Below are 21,371 nucleotides of genomic sequence, written 5' to 3' on the forward strand. Positions count from 1 at the left end.
AACTATCGGGTAGTGGGCGCCGCGAGTCCTGCAGGAACTACCGGAGCACTCGTGATCGCGACAGCGCCCGTTGCCGCCGCTGCGTCGTCGGGCAGCTGCGACAGCAGGGCGCTGCCGGTCAGCAGGGCGTTCGGAACGAGGCTGGCCGCCCCGGCCTGCGAACCCGACGCCGAGGCCGGAGCGCCCAGAACAGCGCCGTCGGACAGGCGCAGGTAGACGGGGTTGGAGTTGGTGACCATGCCGAGTCCCTCGGCGTTGGCGGCGAGACTTTGCGGCGATGAGACCCGCACGAGGTCTTCGCTGACGCCCGCGGCCGTGCGGCCGAGTTCGGACTGGCTCGACTGAAGGCTGGAGATCTCGTAGGCTCCCTGGGAGATGCCCACGCTCAGGAGCAGCTGGGCGACGATGATCGCAGCCATGCCGGCCACCGCGGTGAGGGCATAGAAGATGCGCGGGCGCGCCCGGCGTCTCGGGTTCGACGAGACGATACGAAAGGGGCGACGCTCCGGCGTCTCGAACTTTTCGCGTTCGACCGCAAACGATACGCGTGCCAGGTTGTCGCTCATGCGGCGGCCCTTCTCAGTCGTTCAGCAGCGCGCAGCCGAACCGGCGTCGCGCGGGGGTTGATGGCCTTCTCCGCGTCGGATGCCAGCTCGGCTCCGCGCAGCAGCAGGGTGAAGAGCGGTTTGTGTTCGGGGAGTTCCACCGGCAAGCCGGCGGGGGCGGTTGAACCGGATGCCGCGGCGAGGGCCCGTTTGACGATGCGGTCTTCGAGCGACTGGTACGCCATGACGACGATGCGCCCACCAACCTGCACGCGCTCGAGCGCTGCGGGAATGGCCCGCTCGAGCACGGCGAGCTCCTGGTTGACCTCGATGCGGAGCGCCTGGAAGACTCGCTTGGCCGGGTGGCCCTGCCGCTGAACGACGACCGGGGTCGCCTTCGTGATCACGTCGACGAGCTGTGCCGACCGCACGAAGGGAGTCGTTTCGCGAGCTTCGACGATGGCCTTGGCGTAGCGGGCGGACAGTTTCTCTTCGCCGTAGTCCTGAAAGATGCGCTTGAGGTCGCGTTCGCTGTAATCGGCGAGGATGCTCGCGGCTGTCAGGCCGGCGGTGCCGTCCATGCGCATATCGAGCGGGGCATCCTTCGAGTAGGAAAAGCCGCGTTCGACCCGGTCGATCTGCAGGCTGGAGACGCCGAGGTCGAACAAGACGCCGGCGACCTCAGTGATGCCGAGGCCGTCGAGGGCTTCGCCGATGCCGTCATAGACGGTGTGCACGAGGTGGACCCGGTCGCCGAATCCCTTGAGGCGTTCCTCGGCGATGGCGAGGGCCTCGGTGTCGCGGTCGAGGCCGACGAGCGTGAGCCCCGGAAAGCGGGACAGGATCGCTTCGGCGTGACCGCCCATTCCCAGCGTCGCGTCAACGAGCACGGCTCCGGGTTGTTCGAGCGCGGGGGCAAGCAGCTCGACGCAGCGTTCGAGCAGGACCGGGGTGTGGATCTTGTTGCTGGGGATGTCGTTGCTGGCCATAATGCCGGGAAAGTCCGTGAGGCCTGATTCCCCTCCATTTCGTCCTGGCACCGGGGAAGTGTGTCAGGGCAAAAACGGCGAGGAGTCAGGCACCAGGGGCTAGAAGAGTCCCGGAATCACCTCCTCCGTCGTGTTGGCGTACGAGGTTTCCTGCTCGGCGAGGTATGTGGCCCACGCTTCGCTGTCCCAAATCTCGACTCGGCTGCCAGCGCCGATGACGGTCAGTTCCCGGTCAAGCCCCGCATAGCTGCGGAGATTGCCGGGGATGGTGACGCGGTTTTGTTTGTCCGGCGTTTCGGAACTCGCTCCGGACAGGAACACCCGGAGGTAGTCGCGAGCTTGTTTGCTCGTGACCGGGGCCTGACGGATCTTGTCGTGGAGCGTTTCGAATTCGCGGGTGCTGAACACGTAGATGCAGTGTTCCTGCCCGCGTGTCATCACCACGCCGGTGGAGAGTTCCTCCCGAAATTTCGCGGGAAGAATGATTCGACCTTTCTCGTCGAGCCGGGGGGCGTACGTGCCAAGGAACACGCGTACCCCTTTCTTCCGGCCAGATTCAGGTCTACCTCCACTTTACTCCACCTTCAACCACTTGTCGAAGAATTCTGACCTTTTTCTAAACTTAATCAACAAACTGCCCCGAATTCATTGGTAACTTGCTGTGGAGGAAAAGGGAGCACACTCATTGGAAATGGATGTCAATTGCTGGTTTTTGGGCACAAAAAAAGGGCCGATCGGATGATCGGCCCTTTGGGGCTGCAAATTCTTGAGTCCTGGAAACCCGGTGGAGGACTCAGCTCAGGTGACTCGAGGCCATTCTCGCTACTGGCCATTCTCGCTACTGACCGTTCGCGCTACTGACCGTTCGCGCTACTGACCGTTCGCGCTACTGACCGTCTTGACGGCGGTCCCAGCGGTCATTCAGGCGATCCATCAGCCCTTGGTTGGACTTGGCCTGCGCCGGTCGACGACCGGGTGCGGACGGTCCGGAAACACCACGGATGGCTTTGCCTGGCGAGACGGCGACAAGAACGCCACCGAACATCACAATGAAGCCGAGAATGCCGAGCCAGAGCTGTGCAATGGCTACGCCCAGGATGAGCGCGACAATGCCCGCGACGGCGAGGAGTACACCGATGGCGATGGAACGATAGTTCGGGCGGAGTCGCGACACACCCACGCTGGCGACGAAGTCGGCATCGTTGTGATAGAGGCTGCGCTCCATCTCTTCAAGGAGTCGCTGCTCCTGTTCTGAAAGCGGCATCTCATTCCCTTCCAGTTACGGGATCGAGCGGGTGGGTTGAAAAATTTGAACTGCAAAATTCGAACCGGGTAAGGTCGAACTACTCAATTCTAACCCCGCCATGGTGGCTAGGCTATACGGGTGCCTGAAAGCAAACGCCTGGTCGACTTGGTTCAATCTCGCATCGACGAGTTCCTCATGTCCCGCGAACCAATTGTGACCCTGATCAGCTCCGATCTGACGCCTCTAACAGACTTCTCACGGCAGTTTCTCAGCGGTGGAAAGCGGTTTCGAGCCCAGTTTTGTTACTGGGGCGCGCAGAGCGTCCGTGCGGCCGATACGGGCCCAAATGCAGGCCAGTCGGAGGCGAAAACACCGGCGGCCACAGCCGGCGGGCGAGGCGCGGCATCCACTGCCCCAGTCCCGCTTGAGGCGGTCGTCTCGGCGGCCAGCGCCCTGGAAATTTTTCATGCCGCCGCGCTCGTGCACGACGACATTATTGACAACTCGGACACCCGACGCGGGGCGCCGAGCGCCCACAAACTGTTCGAAAGTTTGCACGAGAATGAGGGCTGGTCCGGCGGTCCGGTCACGTTCGGACGGGCATCGGCGATTCTGCTCGGCGACCTGCTCCTTGGATGGAGTGACGAGCTGCTCGACGAAGGACTCGATGCGGTCGCCGACCGACCGTCGGCCCGGCGCGCTCGGCTTGAGTTCAATCACATGCGCACCGAGGTCACGGCCGGGCAATACCTCGATATTCTCGAGGAACGCGCCTGGCTTGCTCAGCCCGAATCGCAGCTGCTCGACCGTGCCCTGCGGGTCATCGTCTACAAGTCAGCCAAGTACAGCGTGCAGGCTCCGCTCGTGATCGGGGCCGCGCTGGCCGGAGCGTCGGCCGACCAGCTCAGCTCACTGCGGGCCTTCGGCCTGCCGCTCGGCATGGCTTATCAGTTGCGCGACGACCTGCTCGGGGTGTTCGGCGATGCCGCGGTGACCGGAAAACCGAGCGGGGACGACCTGACCGAGGGCAAGCGCACCGTGCTGATCGCGCTGGCTCGGGAGCGGCTAAACGACCGGGATCGACAGGCACTGGATGCCCAGCTCGGCGACCCGACGCTCGATCAGGCGCAGATTCGCGCCCTTCAGGAGCTCATCACGGCCAGCGGCGCGGTCGCGCGGGTCGAAACTTTGATCGCCGCCCAGGTCGCAGAAGCGCTGAACGCGCTGGAAACCGCTCCGATCACCGCAACGGCCCGGCAGACCCTGCTCGATCTGACCGATCGCGTGACGCGTCGGGCATACTGACCGGCGCAGCCGTCGTGATCGGCGCATCCGTTTTATCGTGAGGTCATTTTGCACCGCACGCCGTCGCTGGCGGGCCGGACCGAAGGCGCTTAGGCGAGCGCCTGGGCGACGCGGCGCACCTCAGCCTTGCGTCCGGCGCGGAGGGCTTCGATCGGAGCAACGCCGAGGCTGTCGTCGACCTCGAGCAGCCAGGTCATGGCCTGCATGTCGGTGAAGCCGTCATCGGCCAGCACGAACAGCGTGCCGCGCAGTTCCGGAACGGGAGCTCCCTCACGCAGAAACAGGGCGGGAACCGACACGACGTTGTCCCGCCGGATAGCCAGCAGGTATTTGTCGTCGATCAGGTGCCGCACGCGGCTCTGGCTCATTCCGAGGAGGTTGACAAGGGCAGGAATAGTAAGCCACTCGGGCTCTGAAGACAGATCACTCACGTTGGTAGCTTCCCATGATTTTGGGGCCGGTACAAAACCTTGTGGAGCTTTTTATCGTGATCAGTGCCAATTCGCCGCTCCGTTTCAATTGACTCCTTCTCATATTTATGAAAACCTCAGGGTGGGGATTGCTGCACAGCAGCCGTTGCTGCGAACTTGATGTCCACATCGAGCGTGATGCACACAATGAAATGGAGCACCATGTCGACCAGGGTGAAAACACAAACTAAAACGGATGCCGCGGCGCCGGCCGCACCGCGCGCCACCGTTCCGCAGACTGGCGCTGCACACGCCGGTATTGAGCTGAGCGCTGTTGATCGTGCCAGCGCTCCTGTCGCCAGCGGTACGAAGCGTCGGGTGAAGAAGGTCGCAGACCTGCGGTCCCGCCAGGCCCTGCTCACTGTGCCCATTGTGCTGGTCAGCACCCTGGCCATCAGCCTCAACCTCGCAGCCCCCGCCGAAGCCCAGGCGCTCGCCAAGAAGCCACTGAAAGCAAAGCTCGCCCAGTCCACACCGGTTCTCGCCGCCGTTCCCAGGTTGGTCGCTGCCACCGTGCAGATCGCACCGGCGCAGTACTCCGTCGTGGACGGCGACACCGTCAGTGGTATCGCTGGCCGGTTCGGCCTGTCGACGGCGACCGTGCTGGCACTGAACGGTCTCGATTCCCGGGCCCTGATCTTTCCAGGCCAGGTCTTGACCCTGACTCAGGCGGCGGCGCCGGCCGCATCCGCTGCACCGGTCTCGACGGATTATGTCGTGCAGAGCGGCGACACGATCAGCGGCATTGCGGCCATACACGGGCTGAAGACCGCCGACCTGCTTGGAGCCAACGGCCTCGACGGCAGCAGCGTGATCTACCCCGGTCAGGTCGTGCTGCTGGCCGCTGCTGGCGCGATGGAGGCCGCCGTGTACGTCGCGCCGGCGGTTGCGGTTGCCGCCGCCACCCATACGATTGCCTCGGGCGAGACCATCACCGCGGTCGCTGATGCGGCCGGGGTGAGCGTGCAGGCCGTGCTCGACGCCAACGGACTCGGCTGGTCGAGCATCATCTACCCCGGGCAGGTTCTGACGCTGCCCGTGACCGTGGCCCCGGCGGCCTCCATCACTCGCGCCACCGCTGGCATCGTCACGCCGATGACCGCCGAAATGCGCCAGAACGCCCAAACCATCGTGGCGACGGGGCGCGGCGCGGGTGTGAACAATGCCGGTCTGGTGATCGCGCTGGCCGCCGCCGCCCAGGAGTCGGGGCTGCGCAATGTCGACTACGGCGACCGGGATTCCCTCGGGCTGTTCCAACAGCGCCCGAGCGCCGGCTGGGGCACCCCGGAACAGGTCATGGACCCGGTACGGGCCAGCCTGGCCTTCTTCGGCGGCGCGTCCAACCCCAACCCCGACATCACGCGCGGTCTGCTCGATATCCCCGGCTGGGAGTCCATGACCGTCACCCAGGCCGCCCAGGCAGTGCAGATTTCGGCCTACCCCGACTACTACGCGAAGTGGGAAACCTCGGCGCAGGCCTGGCTCGTCGAAATCGGTTGACCGAATTCAGCGCCCCGACCGGGTGTCTCCCCGGCGAACCCTGCGCGCCGCGCGCCGGGGTCGCCACCCTATTACCTAGAATCAAGGAGTGAGCGTTCCCTCGACCGACCCGATGATTGGCCGTCTTATCGACGGCCGGTATCAGGTGCGCTCGCGGATCGCGCGCGGCGGCATGGCCACGGTCTACCTGGCCACCGATTTGCGGCTGGAACGTCGCGTCGCGATCAAGATCATGCACGGCCATCTGGCCGACGACAGCGCCTTCAAGATCCGCTTCATTCAGGAAGCCCGCTCGGCCGCCCGGCTCGCACACCCGAACGTCGTGAATGTCTTCGACCAGGGCCAGGACGCCGATATGGCCTACCTGGTCATGGAATACCTGCCCGGCATCACCCTGCGCGACCTGCTCAAGGATTACGGCCGGCTCACCCCCGAACAGACCCTCGACATTCTCGAAGCCGTGCTCAGCGGGCTCGCCGCCGCCCACAAGGCCGGCATCGTGCACCGCGACGTCAAACCCGAGAACGTGCTGCTCGCCGACGACGGCCGTATCAAGATCAGCGACTTCGGCCTGGCGCGCGCGGTCAACAACAACACGGCGACCGGCCAGGCCCTGCTCGGCACCATCGCCTATCTCTCCCCCGAGCTCGTCACCCGCGGCATCGCCGATGCGCGCAGCGACATCTACGCCCTCGGCATCATGACGTTCGAAATGCTGACCGGCGAGCAGCCCTACCTGGGCGAAGCTCCCATGCAGATCGCCTATCAGCACGCCAATGACACCGTGCCGATGCCGAGCAGCAAGGTCGACTCAATTCCCCGCGAACTCGATGAACTCGTGCTCTGGGCCACTGCCCGCGATCCAGAGGATCGTCCCCGCGACGCCCGGGTCATGCTCGACCAACTGCACGATGTCAGCGCATTGATGCGTGGCGGCACCCAGGAGCTGGCCCTGCAATCGACCATGGTGCTGCCCGCGAGCGTGCGCACCGGCGCCAACGCTCTGGCGGATGCCGAAACCCAGGTTTTCGGTCCCAAGCTCGCTCCCACCAAACCGCCCGCCGCGACCCTGCTCGGCATTCACCCGGTCGGCACCGGCCCGGTGGGACCGCCCAACAGCGGTGAACTGCTGAGCAAGAAGGCCGGCAAGCGCAAACGCCGCGGATTCTGGCTGTTCGCCCTCGTCATCTTCATCGCGGCGGCTCTCGGCGGCACCGGCTGGTACTTCGGCTCCGGCCCGGGCTCCGACGTGATGCTGCCCGATTTCGCGTCGGCCTCCCCCGAAACAGCCTCGGCTGAATTGACTGAACTCGGCCTCCAGCCCGAGCTCGGTGGTGCCTTCAGCGCCACGGTCGCCGAGGGGCTCGTCATCGGCACTGATCCGGATGCCGGCAGCCGGGTTCCCCAGGACAGTCCGGTCACGGTCATCGTCTCCCAGGGCCTTCAACCGATCACGCTGCCCACGCTGGCCGGCGTTACGCAGGAGGCGGCATCCGCTCTGATCACCGATTTGAACGCCGTGGTCGGCAGCATCGACCCGGTCTTCAACGGTGACGTGCCCGAGGGCACTGTCGTGGCCGCGAGCAAGGAAACCGACGGTGCCGATGTCTCGGCCGGTGGCGAGTATTTCGAAGGCCTGACCGTGAACCTCGTCGTGTCGCTCGGGGCGATTCCAAACGTCGACGGCAAGACCGTGGCCGAGGCCACCGATATTCTGGTCGGAAAGAACCTGCTCGTCGTCTCGGGCGAGCAGACCTACAGCGACACCGTGGCCGAGGGCGACGTCATCACCGCGCAGGTTCCCGAGGGCACGATTCGCGAGGGCGCCACGCTCACCCTCGTAATCTCACGCGGCCCCGAGCCGGTCATCGTGCCCAACGTCGTGGGCATGTCCTGGAGTGACGGCAAGGCTGCCTTGACCGCCCTCGGGTTCGAGTTGAAGTACAACCTGGCCGCTGATGCCATCGCCGCCATTCTCAAGGTCGCGTCGACTGATCCCGTTGCGGGCACGGCCGCGCCGAAGAACAGCGTCATCACGGTCAATCCGACGAACCCCTTCGGATAGCACGCTCAGACCTTTCCGCTCACCGAGGGGTGAGTTTCGGCCCGATTTCAGCCGTTGAAACGATCAAAACTCACACCTCGACGAGGCTCTGCCTCGAAAACTCACACCTCGACGAAACCTCGGGCTTCAGAGCGGCTGTGAGCGGCGGAGGCGGGTTGTTCGCGGAGTTGCGAGTTTTGAGCGGGGAGCGGATGACCCGTCTCCGACGCGGGCCGCGCTAGGAACGCGGATGCAGGCATCCGCTTACCGGGCCCACCTTGTGAAAGCGGACCCACGATTGATCATGGGCCCGCTTTCCGGGCCCGGGCCCGGTCGATAAGAAGAGGCTAGCGAGCGGCGAGCTCCTCGGCCACCAGGAAGGCAAGCTCGAGGGACTGCATGTGGTTCAGGCGCGGGTCGCAGAGCGACTCGTAGCGGGTCGCCAGGGCGGCCTCGTCGATGTGCTCGGAGCCGCCGAGGCACTCGGTGACATCGTCGCCGGTGAGTTCGACGTGGATTCCACCGGGGTGGGTTCCGACGGCGCGGTGCGCCTCGAAGAAGCCCTTGACCTCGTCGACGACATCGTCGAACCGACGCGTCTTGTAGCCGGTCGGGGTAGTGACACCGTTGCCGTGCATCGGGTCGGTTACCCAGAGCGGCGTCGCCTCGCTCGCCTTGATCGCCTCGAGCAGCGGCGGCAGGGCATCGCGCACCTTGCCGGCCCCCATGCGGGTGATGAAGGTGAGGCGGCCAGGCTCCCGGTTCGGGTCGAGCTTGTCGACCAGGCGCAGCATGTCTTCGGCCGACGTGGTCGGGCCGAGCTTGACCCCGATCGGGTTGCGCACCCGGGAGAGGAAGTCGACGTGGGCGCCGTCGAGATCGCGGGTGCGTTCCCCGATCCAGATGAAGTGGGCCGAGGTGTTGTACGGCGTGCCGGTGCGGGAGTCGATGCGCGTCATCGGGCGCTCGTAGTCCATCAACAGGCCTTCATGGCTGGTGTAGAACTCGGTGCGGCGCATGGCTTCGAAGTCGGCGCCACAGGCGATCATGAACTTAATGGCGCGGTCGATGTCCTTGGCCAGGCCCTCGTAGCGCTGGTTGGCCGGGTTCTTGGCGAAGCCCTGGTTCCAGCTGTGCACCTGCCGCAGATCGGCGAAGCCACCCTGGGTGAACGCGCGAATGAGATTGAGAGTGGATGCTGCCGTGTGGTACGCCTTGACGAGCCGGTCGGGGTCGGCTTCGCGCGATTCGGGGGTGAACGGGTATCCGTTGACGATGTCACCGCGGTAGGCGGGCAGGGTCACGTCACCGCGGGTTTCGAAGTCGCTCGAGCGCGGCTTGGCGAACTGGCCAGCCATCCGCCCCATCTTGATCACGGGCATCGATGCGCCGTAGGTGAGTACGACCGCCATCTGCAGCACGGTCTTCACCCGATTGCGAATCTGGTCGGCGGTGGCGCCACTGAACGTTTCGGCACAGTCGCCGCCCTGCAGCAAAAATCCCTGCCCGCCGGCGGCCTGCGCGAGCCGGTCACGCAAAATGTCGACCTCACCGGCAAAGACCAGCGGCGGTTGGGTCGCCAATTCGGCGGATGCCGCGGCCACCTTGTCGGCGTCCGGCCAGGTCGGCTGCTGCTTGATCGGCAGGGTGCGCCAGTGGTCGAGACCCGTGATGACAGAGGCTTCTGCGGCAACAATGGGCTCGGTGGGGTCTACCACGGGATAGTTCCTGTTTTCTCTGCTGGACCGGTAACGCGCGCCGGCTACGAAATGGATGAGGTGCTGCAACGCGCACGGCGCAGACAGCACTTCTGGCAGCCTATCGCGAAAGACTGGCCCGCTTCTCTTTGAAGGAGGATGCGTAGACGTCCACGTACTCCTGCGTGCTCAGCTGCCGCAGCTCGTACATGAGCTCATCGGTGACGCTGCGCAGCACGAACCGGTCGCCCTCCATGCCCTCGAACCGGGAAAAATCGAGCGGTTTGCCGATCACGATTCCGATTCGGCGCACCCGGGGAATGCGAGTTCCGGTGGGCATGGCCTTCTCGGTGTCGATCATGGCGACCGGAATGACCGTGACGCCCGACTCGAGCACCATGCGTGCCACACCGGTGCGTCCCCGATACAGGCGGGCGTCCGGGCTGCGGGTGCCCTCTGGGTAGATGCCGAGAATTCGGCCATCCCGCAGGACGCGCAAGCCGGTATTGAGCGAATCTTCGGAGGCCTTGCCGCCGGAGCGGTCGATCGGCAGCTGCCCGGCCGCGGTCAGAAACTGCCGCGTTGCCCAGCCCTTGAGCCCCTTGCCGGTGAAATAGTCGCTTTTGGCCAGGAAAGCCACGCGGCGCGGCACGACGAGCGGCAGAAAAACCGAGTCGATGAACGACAGGTGGTTGCTGGCCAGAATGACCGGGCCGGTCTTCGGAATGTGGTCCAGACCGATGATCCAGGGGCGAAACAGCGAGAGCAGCAGCGGGCCGATGACGATGTTCTTCATGATCCAATAGAACATTCGCACTCCTTCATCCTGCTGTGAAAGCTTAGTCCGCCTGCGCTATCCAAGCGGATGCCGCGCGCGGCCAGACCAGACCGGTCACCGCCGCGGTCTTCCGCACCCGCGCGCCAAGCCTGCTGAGCGCCCGCTCAACGCCCACTCAGCGCACGGCGTGCAGTCGGGCGAGGTCTGCCGCACCGACGACGCCGGCGTCGTTCACGAGCTGGGCGATGGCGAACTCGGCCTCCGGGTGATACCCGCGGGCCGGAAGGTGGTCGAGGTAGGCCGCCCGGATCGGCTCGAGGAGCAGCTCGCCGGCGGCGGCGACTCCCCCGCCGAACACGAAGACCTGCGGGTCGAGCACAGCGCCCAGACTCGCACAGCCTTGCCCGAGCGCGCCGCCGAGCTGGCGCAGAGCCGCGAGGGCTCCGCCGTCGCCGTCCTGAATTAGCCGTCCGACCTCTTTGCCGGTGAGTTTGCCGCGCCGCTCGCGGGCAGCAGCCAAGCCGAGGCCGATGCCGCCGGCATCCGCAAAATCATTGGCGATGCGCAGCAGTGCCCGGCCGGAGCCGTACTGCTCGAGGCAGCCGTGGGCGCCACAGCCGCAGGCCAGACCGTCGGGAACGACGCGCAGGTGGCCGAGTTCAGCGCCGGCGCCGAATCCACCGCGAAACAGTGCGTTGTTGGTCACGATCGCACCGCCCACCCCTGTGCCGATCGTGAGGGTAACCATGTCGGTGTATGCGCGTCCGGCGCCGAAGCGAAATTCGGCCCAGCCGGCGGCATTGGCGTCGTTCTCGATGATGATCGGCAGGTCCAGGCGCGCCTCGAGCTTGTCGCGGAACGGTTCGTTGCGCCAACTGATGTTCGGCGCGTAATACACGGTCGACTGGGCAGAATCGATGAACCCGGCGGCGGCGACCCCGGCGGCGGCGACCTCTTCGCCCTTGGAGAGGCCCAAGATCATGGCGACGACAACATCTTCGATTTCCCGCGGGTTTCCCGGGGTGGTCGGCTGCCGATCCGAGCGGATGATGGTGCCCGCCTCGTCGACGAGGGCGCCGGCAATTTTGGTGCCCCCGATATCGATACCAATTGCGTGCACGGGGCACCTTTCGTTGCGGGTGATCGAGAAGTAGTGTGGCGGCACCGGGTGGCCGGGCATTGCACCCTCTAGAGTGTAGTAAACCAGTTTGCCGCTGGACGAAACACCCGCTCACCGTAGATTTTCTGGCTCGCGAGCAGTTGGCACGTTCAGCCGGTACCAAAGGAGTTGCCGTGAAACAGTTTGATATGCCCGCCGCTGTTCCCGCCGATCCTGGCGCCAACATCACCGACCTCCTGATGGACCGCCTCGCTGCGACTCCAGACCTCGTTTTGTTCTCTCTGCCGCGCAATGGCCAGTGGCTTCCCGTCACCACGAAGGAGTTCCACGCCCAGGTCGTGGCGCTGGCCAAGGGTCTCGTTGCCGCCGGCATCGAGCCCGGCGACAAAATCGGCTTGATCTGCAAGACCCGCTACGAGTGGACCTTGATCGACTTCGCGACCTGGTTTGCCGGAGCGATTCTGGTTCCGGTCTATGAGACCAGTTCGCCGAGCCAGGTGCAGTGGAACCTCAGCGACTCCGGCGCGACGGCCGTCATCGTGGAGACCGCCGATCATTTCGCCCGATTCGATGAAGTTCATCCGGAACTCAGCGACATCCGTTCGGTCTGGCAGATCAACCTGGGCGACCTGGACAAGCTCGTAGCCGGGGGTGTCAACGTCACCGACGCCGAGATCGAACGCCGCCGCTCGCTCGCGGTGGGCGACGACATGGCCACCCTCATCTACACCTCCGGCTCGACCGGCAAGCCCAAGGGCTGCGTGCTCACCCACGCGAACTTCCTCGAGACCAGCCGCAATGCCGCGGTGGCGCTCAAAGAGGTGTTGGTGCACCCGGAGGGCGCCTCAACCCTCCTCTTCATCACGACCGCCCACGTCTTCGCGCGCTTCATTTCGGTGCTGTGCGTGCACGCCGGGGTGCGCGTGGGGCACCAGGCCGACACCAAAACCCTCCTGGCGGCGCTGGGCAGCTTTCAACCGACCTTTCTGCTCGCCGTGCCGCGGGTGTTTGAAAAGGTCTACAACTCGGCCCAGCAGAAGGCCGTGGCCGGTGGCAAGGGCAAGATCTTCGATTCCGCAGCCCACGTCGCGGTCGAGCATTCCAAGCTCGTACAGGCGGGAACGTCGATTCCGCTCGGCATGAAGATCAAGTTCGCCCTGTTCGACAAGCTGGTCTACAGCAAGCTGCGCGCCGCGATGGGCGGCAAGGTCGTCTGGGCCGTCTCGGGCTCGGCTCCGCTCGGCGCCCACCTCGGCCACTTCTTCAAGAGCCTCGGCATCGTCATTCTCGAGGGTTACGGCCTGACCGAAACGACCGCCCCCGCCAACGTTGGCCTGGCCACTCGGGCCAAAATCGGCACGGTCGGACCGCCACTGCCCGGCGTTTCAGTGCGCGTCATGGACGACGGTGAGATCGAAGTCAAGGGCGTCAACGTCTTCAAGGAATACTGGAAGAACCCGCAGGCCACGGCAGACACCTTCGACGACGGCTGGCTGAAAACGGGCGACATCGGCGACTTCGACGCCGACGGCTTTCTCACCATAACCGGGCGCAAGAAGGAGATCATCGTCACGGCCGGCGGCAAGAACGTCGCTCCGGCCGCCCTCGAAGACCCGATCCGGGCGAACCCGTTGGTCGGACAGGTGATCGTCGTCGGCGACCAGAAGCCCTTCATCGGAGCGCTCATCACCCTCGACCCCGACATGCTGCCGGTCTGGCTGAACAACCATCAAGAGGACGCCGGAATGACGCTGGAACAGGCATCCGTAAATAAAACCGTGCTCGCCGAAATTCAGCGCGCAGTCGACCATGCTAATGAGGGTGTGTCGCGGGCGGAATCGATTCGCAAGTTCACGCTGCTTTCGGTCGAGCTAACCGAGGACAGCGGACATCTGACGCCGAAGATGAGCATCAAGCGCAACATCATTCTGCGCGACTTCGCACAGGAGATCGACACGATGTACTCGAACGCGCCGGTGACTGAGGGAATCTCGCTGCGGGAGTAGTTCGAGATTGGCCCCGGCCCGCGTGGGTCGGGCTCAGTGCGGTTTCTGACGGGTCGGGCCCGGGGAAAGCACTCCGCTCCTCGCTCAAACCTTGAACTCGCAACCCCGCGGCATACTTGCACCGTTCCCTCATGTCACGGGGGCACGAGGCTTCGCCCGTGCCGGGTCAGCGCCGAATGTTCACGCTCCGGTCAGTACGCGGCGGTGCCGGGCTAGAACCAGCTGGACTCGCGGATTTCCCTCATCGCGGCTCGACGGTTTTCCTTGTCGAGACGGTCGATGTAGAGAAAGCCGTCGAGGTGATCGGTCTCGTGCTGCAGCGCCTGCGCCATAATTCCGGTGCCGGCGAGCTCGACCGGGTTATTGTCGAGGTCGATACCGGTCACCCGGGCGAAAGGGTAGCGCTTGGTGGGGTACCAGAGGCCCGGAACGGACAGGCAGCCCTCGTCCACGAAGTCGGGTTCGCCGGAGAGTTCAACGACGGTGGGGTTGAGGATGTAGCCGATGTCGCCGTCGACGTTGTAACTGAAGGCGCGCAGGTTGACACCGATCTGGGAGGCGGCGACGCCGGCCCGGCCGGGTAGGCGCACGCTGTCGACCAGGTCGCGCACGAGGCCGCGAACGCGGTCGTCGATTCCGTCGATGGGGTCGGAGACGGTCTTCAGCACCGGATCCCCGAAGAGACGGATCTGACGTTCGGGCACGGGGACTCTCCTCGGGGTGAGCGGATGAGGCAGATTGAGCAGGAGGGCACGACTGGTTCAAACGGACGCAGCGTATCCCCTGTGTGGGTCGGGTTAGGCGCTGCGGTCGGCGGGGAGACCCTCGACGACGAGCTCGGCCAAGGTGCGCGCGGCCAGCCGAGTGATCGGCCTGAGGTCCTTGTAGGACACGACGCTGCCGGCGGCGAGCTGCGGGTCGTAGGGAACGCGCACGATTTCCCGCACCCGCGAGCGGAAGTGCGACTCGATCTCTTCGAGGCGCACCAGGTTGGTGCCCTGCGTGGCCGTGTTGAGCGCGACGATCGCGTTGCGCACGAGGTCGCCGTAGCCGTTCGCTTCGAGCCAGGTCAGGGTCTCGGAGGCCAAACGCGCCTCGTCGACGCTTCCACCGGAGACGATGACGATTGAGTCGGCCCGCTGCAGGGTGGCGCGCATGACCGAGTGCACAATGCCGGTGCCGCAGTCGGTGAGGGCGATCGAGTAGTAACGCGCGGCCAGGTCGGCGACGACGTTGTAGTCGTTCTCATCGAAGGCTTCGGAGAGCAGCGGGTCGGTGTCCGAAGCAAGAATGTCGAGGCGGGTTTCATCGCGCGAGACGAGCGTGGAGAAATCGGTGAAGTTGCCGATCGATGCGGCCTTCGAGACGACATCGCGCACGGTCGAGCGGGTCTGCTTGCTCACGCGTTCGGAGAGCGTTCCGCGGTCGGGGTTGGCGTCGATCGCGATGATGCGGTCGTCGCGAGCGTCGGCCAGCGCCATGCCGAGCAGCGTCGTGACGGTGGTCTTACCGACGCCGCCCTTGCGGGTGAGGATCGGCACGAACCGGGTGCCGCCTTCGAATTTGCGACGAATGCGCTCATCCATCTCCTTGTAGGCGCGCACCTTGGGCGAGTCGCCGAGATTGACCAGGTGCAGCGAGAGCGCATAGATGAATTCCGGCCAGGCGCCCTGCGGAGCCTTGCGGGTCTTGCGGTTCACAGTGAGCAGGCGATCCGAGGTCAGCATGGCCGCCGACTCGGGAGCTGAGCTGTTTTCGGAGCGGATGCGATCGCGCCGAACCGACGCGGCGGCATCCGTTTTGGAAAGCGATTCGATGGCGGAACTGGCGCCAGCCGCCCTGGCCGGGGCCGGCGTGTTGATTTCGACGGTGTGGGTGGCCGGGGTCGGCAGGGCGCGAGCGTTTTCGACGGAGGTGCTCTGTCCCCCCGCGGCGACGGCCCGTCGCGGAGCGGCGGGCACGTCGATGGGAACGCTCAAGCTCTCGGGCAGGGAGGCTGCGAGGTTGTCGATCGTGTGCGGTGGCAGCTCGCTGTGGTATTCGTCGCCGTTGTTATCGGCACCGCGATGCTCGTCCCGGGTTCGTTTGGCGGTGGCCGACACGGGGCGCGCGGGCGCGCTCTGGTCGTCAGTACGTTTGTCTGGCACGGCACATCCTCAACTGATCGATAACGGCCCTAATCTTAGCGTGGACGCACCACCACGAGCAGATCGCCGGCATCGACCTGCTGGGTGAGCGGGATGGCGACCCGCTCGATGGTTCCGGCGATCGGCGAGGTGATCGCGGCTTCCATTTTCATGGCTTCGATCGACGCGACGCTCTGGCCGGCTTCGACCTGGGCGCCTTCTTCGACCTGCAGGGTGACCACGCCGGAGAAGGGCGCGGCGATTTGGCCGGGCTGGTTGGCATCCGCTTTCTCGGCGATTTTAGTCTGCACGGTAATGCTCGTGTCGCGCACGAAGACAGGGCGCAGCTGGCCGTTGAGGATGGTCATGACGGTGCGCATGCCCTTCTCGTCGGCTTCACCGATGGCTTCGAGGCCGACGTAGAGGCGAACGCCCTTTTCAATCTCGACGGCGTGTTCCTGGCCCTGATGCAGGCCGTAGAGGTAATCGAGCGTGTCGATGACCGAGAGGTCACCGTAGGTCTCCTTGACCTGTTCGAACTGGCGGGTCGGCGCCGGGAACAGCAGTTGGTTGAGCATCGAGCGACGTTCGGCGCTCGTGGCTTCGAGCGCGGTGCGCTCCCCCTCGGTGATCTCGGTGACGCCGACGCGCACGTTGCGTCCGGCGAGCACCTTGGTACGGAAGGGCTCCGGCCAGCCGCCGGGCAGCTCGCCGAGTTCGCCGGCCATGAATCCGATCACGGAGTCCGGCACGTCGTACTTGTCCGGGTTTTGCTCGAAGTCGGCCGGGTCGGCCTTCACCGCGGCGAGGTAGAGGGCGAGGTCACCGACGACCTTCGACGACGGGGTGACCTTGGGCACCCGGCCGAGGATGGTGTTCGCGGCGGTGTACATGTCTTCGATCAGTTCGAAGTGGTCGGCCAGGCCGAGGGCAACGGCCTGGGTGCGCAGGTTCGACAGCTGCCCGCCCGGAATTTCATGCGAGTACACCCGGCCGGTCGGGGCGGACAGGCCCGATTCGAACGGGCGGTACAGGGTGCGCACGGCTTCCCAGTACGGCTCGAGGTCGGTCGTGGCCTTGAGCGAAATGCCGGTGTCGCGTTCGGTATGGGCGAGGGCGGCGACGAGAGAGGATGCCGACGGCTGGCTGGTCGTGCCGGCCATCGGAGCGGATGCCACGTCCACGGCGTCCGCACCGGCGCGCGCCGCGGCGAGCAGCGTCGCGAGCTGGCCGCCCGGGGTGTCATGGGTGTGCACGTGCACGGGCAGGTCGAACCGTTCACGGAACGCGCTAACGAGCTTCTCGGCGGCGCTCGGACGGAGCAGCCCGGCCATGTCCTTGATGCCGATCACGTGCGCGCCGCTGGCGACGATCTGCTCGGCCAGGCGCAGGTAGTAGTCGAGGGTGTAGAGGTTCTCGGCCGGGTCGAGCAGGTCGCCGGTGTAGCAGACGGCGACCTCGGCCAGGGCGGTGCCGGTGTTCAGCACCGCGTCGATCGCCGGACGCATCTGCGACACGTCGTTGAGGGCGTCGAAGATGCGGAAGATGTCCACACCGGTGTCGGTGGCCTCCCGCACGAACGCGTCGGTCACCTCCGTCGGATAGGGGGTGTAGCCGACCGTGTTGCGGCCGCGCAGCAGCATCTGAAGGTTGATGTTCGGCAGGGCTTCGCGCAGGCTCGCGAGGCGTTCCCACGGGTCCTCGCCAAGAAAACGCAGTGCCACGTCGTAGGTGGCGCCGCCCCACGCTTCGACCGACAGTAGCTGCGGCGTCAGCCGGGCCACATACGGGGCGACAGCGACGAGGTCCTTGGTGCGCACCCGCGTCGCGAGCAGCGACTGGTGGGCATCCCGGAACGTCGTGTCGGTGACAGCGAGTGCGATCTGCCCGCGCAGGTCGGCGGCGAACTTGGTCGGGCCGAGCAGCTGCAGCTTCTGGCGTGAGCCGTCCGGGGCCGGCTGGGTGATGTCGAGCTGGGGCAGTTTGTCGCGCGGGTGCACCGTGGTGGGCGGCGCGCCGTTGGGCTGATTGACGGTGACCTCGGCCAGCCAGTTGAGAATCTTGGTGCCGCGGTCCTTGGACTCCCGGCCGCGCAGCAGCTCCGGACGCTCGTCGATGAACGAGGTGCTCAGGTCGCCGGCGGCGAAGTCGGGGTCGTCGAGCACGGCCTGCAGGAACGAAATATTGGTGGAGACGCCTCGAATGCGAAATTCCGCCAGCGCGCGCTTGGACCGCACGACGGCGGCGGCGTAGTCGCGGCCGCGGCAGGTGAGCTTGGCGAGCATCGAGTCGAAGTGCGGGCTGATCTGGGCGCCCGGGTTGATCGTGCCACCGTCCAAGCGGATGCCGGCGCCACCGGGAGAGCGATAGGTGGTGATCTTGCCGGTGTCGGGTCGGAACCCGGCGGCGGGGTCTTCGGTGGTGATGCGGCACTGCAGGGCGGCGCCGCGCAGGCGGATCTCGCCCTGGGTCAGGCCGATCTCTTCGAGGGTCTCCCCCGCCGCGATGCGGATCTGCGCCTGCACCAGGTCAACATCGGTGACCTCCTCGGTCACGGTGTGTTCCACCTGGATGCGCGGGTTCATCTCAATGAAAACGTGCTGCCCGGCACGTTCGCCGACGGTGTCGAGCAAAAACTCGACCGTGCCGGCGTTGACGTAGCCGATCGAGCGGGCGAACTTGATCGCGTCGGCGTAGAGCTGCACCCGAATCTCATCACTCAGGTTCGGCGCCGGAGCGATCTCGATGACCTTCTGGTGCCGACGCTGCACCGAGCAGTCGCGCTCGAACAGGTGCACCGTCTCGCCGGACGCATCCGCCAGAATCTGCACCTCGATGTGCCGGGGCCGAAGCACCGCAGCTTCAAGGAACATCGTGGCGTCGCCGAAAGCACTGTTGGCCTCACGCATGGCCTCTTCGAGCGCTCCACGCAGCTCGCTCTTCTTGGCGACGCGACGCATGCCACGCCCGCCACCACCGGCGACGGCCTTGGCGAAGATGGGAAAACCGATCTCGTCGGCCTGGCTGATCAGCAGTTCAACATCGGTCGACGGCTGCGTCGACTTCAGCACGGGAACGCCGGCCGCTATGGCGTGCTCCTTCGCGGTGACTTTGTTGCCGGCCATTTCGAGCACGTCGGCGCCCGGGCCGATGAACGTAATGCCGGCAGCGGCGGCCGCATCGGCCAGCTCGGGGTTCTCCGACAGAAAACCGTAGCCAGGGTAGATGGCGTCGGCGCCGCATTCCTTTGCCACGCGGATGATTTCACTCACGTCGAGATACGCGCGAACCGGATGCCCGGCCTCGCCGATCTGATACGCCTCATCCGCTTTTAGGCGGTGCAAAGAATTCCGATCCTCGAACGGAAACACAGCCACGGTCTTGGCTCCGAGCTCATACGCCGCGCGCATGGCACGGATCGCAATCTCTCCGCGGTTGGCAACGAGGATTTTCTCAAACATGCAAGCCTTTCGAGGGCAGCCGGGCGCACAGCTAACGGTTAGGTTCTCTAACACTAGTGAAGGTAACCTTGCTACTCATGCACGTACTCAGCGTTAGCTCCCTCAAAGGAGGCGTAGGAAAGACCACGGTGACCCTTGGTCTGGCTTCTGCAGCCTTCGCCCGCGGCGTGCGAACACTGGTCGTGGATCTCGATCCGCAGTCCGATGTTTCCACCGGAATGGACATTCAGGTCGCCGGTCACCTCAATGTCGCCGATGTGCTCAGTTCGCCGAAGGAAAAAACCGTTCGGGCCGCTATTGCGCCCAGCGGTTGGACGCGGAATCGCCCAGGCACGATTGACGTCATGATCGGCAGCCCCTCGGCCATCAATTTCGACGGGCCGCACCCAAGCATCCGTGATATCTGGAAACTCGAGGAAGCACTCTCGACGATCGAGAAGGACTATGAGCTCGTACTCATCGACTGTGCGCCCTCGCTCAACGCTCTCACGCGCACAGCGTGGGCTGCGAGCGACCGGGTTGCGGTTGTGACCGAGCCCGGCCTGTTCTCGGTCGCAGCGGCCGACCGGGCGCTGCGCGCGATCGAAGAAATTCGCCGTGGGCTGAGTCCGCGGCTGCAGCCGCTCGGAATCATCGTGAACCGGGCCCGCACGGCGTCGCTCGAGCACCAGTTCCGGATCAAGGAGCTGCGCGACATGTTCGGGCCGCTCGTGCTCAGCCCGCAGCTGCCCGAGCGCACCTCGCTGCAGCAGGCGCAGGGGGCTGCGAAGCCGCTGCACATCTGGCCGGGTGACAGTGCCCTCGAAATGGCCGGCTACTTCGACCAGCTGCTCGACCGGGTGCTGCGGACGGCGCGCATCGGCGAGTACGCCGAGATTCCCGCTCACTAGTTCGAAACTCGGCTCCTGCGAGATCGCTGAGTTCGAACCGCAGCTTTTTGGATTTACAGGGTTTGCGCGGGCGATGCGGGAGGACAGTCATCTGCTGCTCGGCTCAGGCATCGCCGTTGCTCCGGTGGAATCCGAATAAAGCGCTCGGATTCCGCCTCCGGAACGGCGAAACTCGCTCCCCGCAGACAACCGCCCCCCGCATCGACTTCGGGATGGGCGCGTCCCCGACGCGGGTCACGGCTGCTTCGCAGCGTGACCAAGTACTTCGACTGCAAGCTTGCGCTACCGGCCTGACCGACCCGTCAGTGCCTGCGCTCGTCCCCATCCGTTGACCGAGCTCGAGATCACCATCGACCGACCCGACCGTGTCTGCGGGTTTGTGGGTGGGTGCTCGCGGAGGGCGCTGCTAGGAGATTTTGCGGGTGGTGCGACGGGCGGCCAACTCGTCGGCGGGGTCGACGGGCTGCATGTCGAGCTCGACCAGGCTGGTCTCGACCTCGCGCAGCACCTTGCCGACGGCGATGCCGAAGACGCCCTGGCCACGGCTGACCAGATCGATAACCTCGTCGTTGGAGGTGCACAGGTAGACACTCGCGCCATCGCTCATGAGTGTGGTCTGGGCGAGATCGCTGATGCCCGATTCGCGCAGCTGGTTGACCGCGGTGCGAATCTGCTGCAGTGAGATTCCGGTGTCGAGCAAACGTTTGACGAGTTTGAGCACGAGGATGTCGCGAAAGCCGTAGAGGCGCTGGGAGCCGGATCCAGCCGCCCCACGCACAGTGGGCTCGACCAAGCCGGTGCGGGCCCAGTAGTCGAGCTGGCGATAGCTGATACCAGCGGCACGCGCAGCGACAGCGCCGCGGTAGCCGGAATTCTCATCGAGCTCGGGCATGCCATCCGTGAACAGCAGTCCTAACGAGTAACGCGAAGCGTCAGCGTCAGGCTTGAGCTCACTCATATGGGTTGCCTCTCGGGGGTTTACCTGGTGCGGTGCGTCAGCTGGCGGTGGCGCCCTGATTCACTGTGGTGTGGAACTGGTGCAAAAGATACGTGGTGCAAAATATTGGTGGTGCAAAAAGAATTAATGAGAAAACTAGTGCTGAAGGTTTGCGCCTTGCAGCCGGTGATGCGACGACGTCCTGCTGTGGATCGCTCTAGCTACGGTACCGAGGTGGAGTGCCTCAATGCCTGACA

17 protein-coding genes are annotated in these 21,371 nt (G+C 65.2%); 5 read left to right on the forward strand and 12 right to left on the reverse strand.

The annotated features are described in order from the left end of the window. Positions 1 to 2: 2 nt before the first annotated feature. The 4 genes from E3T31_RS13115 to E3T31_RS13130 all read right to left on the reverse strand — a co-directional run bounded on the left by E3T31_RS13115 (position 3) and on the right by E3T31_RS13130 (position 2,798). Positions 3 to 566, reverse strand: coding sequence for a hypothetical protein (locus E3T31_RS13115; protein ID WP_134443119.1), 564 nt, complete (start codon positions 564 to 566; stop codon positions 3 to 5). Next, positions 563 to 1,534: a 16S rRNA (cytosine(1402)-N(4))-methyltransferase RsmH gene (rsmH, locus tag E3T31_RS13120; RefSeq protein WP_134469366.1), complete on the reverse strand. Its 972-nt coding sequence runs from the start codon at positions 1,532 to 1,534 to the stop codon at positions 563 to 565. Before rsmH ends, E3T31_RS13115 begins: the two co-directional genes overlap by 4 nt. Before the next feature lie 99 nt (positions 1,535 to 1,633). Further along, positions 1,634 to 2,065, reverse strand: coding sequence for a division/cell wall cluster transcriptional repressor MraZ (gene mraZ / locus E3T31_RS13125; protein ID WP_092339873.1), 432 nt, complete (start codon positions 2,063 to 2,065; stop codon positions 1,634 to 1,636). 355 nt (positions 2,066 to 2,420) lie between these two features. Next, entirely contained in the window at positions 2,421 to 2,798 is a 378-nt protein-coding gene (locus tag E3T31_RS13130; RefSeq protein WP_134469066.1) for a DUF3040 domain-containing protein, read from the reverse strand. 120 nt (positions 2,799 to 2,918) lie between these two features. Here E3T31_RS13130 and E3T31_RS13135 point away from each other — a divergent pair, with 120 nt between their 5' ends. Next, positions 2,919 to 4,085: a polyprenyl synthetase family protein gene (locus E3T31_RS13135; RefSeq protein WP_134469067.1), complete on the forward strand. Its 1,167-nt coding sequence runs from the start codon at positions 2,919 to 2,921 to the stop codon at positions 4,083 to 4,085. An 89-nt stretch (positions 4,086 to 4,174) separates the two neighbouring features. Here E3T31_RS13135 and E3T31_RS13140 read toward each other — a convergent pair whose 3' ends face one another. After that, a complete protein-coding gene (locus E3T31_RS13140; protein WP_134469068.1) occupies positions 4,175 to 4,516 on the reverse strand; it encodes an Rv2175c family DNA-binding protein in 342 nt (113 codons plus the stop codon). Between the two features lie 201 nt (positions 4,517 to 4,717). Between E3T31_RS13140 and E3T31_RS13145 the strand changes: the two genes are divergently transcribed. Together E3T31_RS13145 and pknB are read left to right on the forward strand one after the other, a co-directional pair. Beyond that, the gene (locus E3T31_RS13145; RefSeq protein ID WP_134469069.1) at positions 4,718 to 6,055 is read left to right on the forward strand and encodes a LysM peptidoglycan-binding domain-containing protein; all 1,338 of its coding nucleotides are present in this window, start codon (positions 4,718 to 4,720) and stop codon (positions 6,053 to 6,055) included. Positions 6,056 to 6,167: 112 nt separating this feature from the next. Then, positions 6,168 to 8,120, forward strand: a complete 1,953-nt coding sequence (gene pknB, locus E3T31_RS13150; protein WP_370304606.1) for a Stk1 family PASTA domain-containing Ser/Thr kinase — start codon at positions 6,168 to 6,170, stop codon at positions 8,118 to 8,120. Between the two features lie 326 nt (positions 8,121 to 8,446). On the opposite strand, the gene E3T31_RS13155 is transcribed toward pknB, so the two are convergent. From E3T31_RS13155 to E3T31_RS13165, 3 genes are all read right to left on the reverse strand, one after another. Next, entirely contained in the window at positions 8,447 to 9,817 is a 1,371-nt protein-coding gene (locus E3T31_RS13155) for a class II 3-deoxy-7-phosphoheptulonate synthase (protein ID WP_134469071.1), read from the reverse strand. Positions 9,818 to 9,917: 100 nt separating this feature from the next. Further along, positions 9,918 to 10,607 (reverse strand): 1-acyl-sn-glycerol-3-phosphate acyltransferase, encoded by a 690-nt coding sequence (locus E3T31_RS13160; protein ID WP_134469072.1) that lies wholly within the window; start codon positions 10,605 to 10,607, stop codon positions 9,918 to 9,920. Positions 10,608 to 10,749: 142 nt separating this feature from the next. Beyond that, positions 10,750 to 11,694 carry an ROK family glucokinase gene (locus E3T31_RS13165; RefSeq protein ID WP_134469073.1) on the reverse strand — a complete coding sequence of 315 codons (945 nt, stop codon included), beginning with the start codon at positions 11,692 to 11,694 and terminating at the stop codon, positions 10,750 to 10,752. 173 nt (positions 11,695 to 11,867) lie between these two features. Between E3T31_RS13165 and E3T31_RS13170 the strand changes: the two genes are divergently transcribed. Beyond that, on the forward strand, positions 11,868 to 13,700 hold the full coding sequence (locus E3T31_RS13170) for a long-chain fatty acid--CoA ligase (protein WP_134469074.1): 1,833 nt from the start codon (positions 11,868 to 11,870) through the stop codon (positions 13,698 to 13,700). A 212-nt stretch (positions 13,701 to 13,912) separates the two neighbouring features. Here the strand turns inward: E3T31_RS13170 and def are convergent, their stop codons facing one another. The 3 genes from def to E3T31_RS13185 form a co-directional block, all read right to left on the reverse strand. Further along, positions 13,913 to 14,404: a peptide deformylase gene (gene def / locus E3T31_RS13175; protein WP_134469075.1), complete on the reverse strand. Its 492-nt coding sequence runs from the start codon at positions 14,402 to 14,404 to the stop codon at positions 13,913 to 13,915. A gap of 93 nt (positions 14,405 to 14,497) precedes the next feature. Then, positions 14,498 to 15,847 (reverse strand): MinD/ParA family protein, encoded by a 1,350-nt coding sequence (locus E3T31_RS13180; RefSeq protein ID WP_241977908.1) that lies wholly within the window; start codon positions 15,845 to 15,847, stop codon positions 14,498 to 14,500. Between the two features lie 35 nt (positions 15,848 to 15,882). Further along, positions 15,883 to 19,287: a pyruvate carboxylase gene (locus E3T31_RS13185; protein ID WP_134469076.1), complete on the reverse strand. Its 3,405-nt coding sequence runs from the start codon at positions 19,285 to 19,287 to the stop codon at positions 15,883 to 15,885. Positions 19,288 to 19,364: 77 nt separating this feature from the next. On the opposite strand from E3T31_RS13185, the gene E3T31_RS13190 reads away from it, so the two are divergent. Further along, positions 19,365 to 20,177 (forward strand): ParA family protein, encoded by an 813-nt coding sequence (locus E3T31_RS13190; RefSeq protein ID WP_134469370.1) that lies wholly within the window; start codon positions 19,365 to 19,367, stop codon positions 20,175 to 20,177. A gap of 406 nt (positions 20,178 to 20,583) precedes the next feature. Here E3T31_RS13190 and E3T31_RS13195 read toward each other — a convergent pair whose 3' ends face one another. Then, positions 20,584 to 21,135: a MerR family transcriptional regulator gene (locus tag E3T31_RS13195; RefSeq protein ID WP_092450577.1), complete on the reverse strand. Its 552-nt coding sequence runs from the start codon at positions 21,133 to 21,135 to the stop codon at positions 20,584 to 20,586. Positions 21,136 to 21,371 lie beyond the last annotated feature (236 nt).

This window comes from Cryobacterium sp. TMS1-13-1, from assembly GCF_004403125.1.
Lineage (GTDB): Bacteria > Actinomycetota > Actinomycetes > Actinomycetales > Microbacteriaceae > Cryobacterium > Cryobacterium levicorallinum.